The sequence below is a fragment of the Bartonella sp. TT29SHDZB genome, from assembly GCF_042193395.1.
Taxonomy (GTDB): domain Bacteria; phylum Pseudomonadota; class Alphaproteobacteria; order Rhizobiales; family Rhizobiaceae; genus Bartonella.
The window spans coordinates 1-241 of record NZ_JBHILQ010000160.1; the positions used below are offsets into that span (position 1 = coordinate 1).

General features: G+C 35.3%; 1 pseudogene. It reads left to right on the forward strand.

Features of this window, described 5'->3' with window-relative positions:
- Nucleotides 1–241 (forward strand): annotated as a pseudogene (locus tag ACFIJJ_RS10090) (replication protein C); the annotation flags it as partial.

The window sequence follows — 241 nt, forward strand, 5'->3', positions numbered from 1 at the left end:
TTGCTTATGAAAAAATAGAGAAAGGCAAAACCGAAAACACATTACCTTCAAAAAACTTCAAATCGCTTCAAATCAAACCTGAACTTTTAGCACAAGCTTTGCCTAATGTTGCTATGTTCATGAAACATGGGTTGCAATCCGAAAGGGATTTAATCGGATCTATGGAGTTTTTAGCTACAATGAAAGGGATTTCTTCTCATGCCGTGGAAGATGCTAAAAAAACTATGGGAATTAAAAAAGC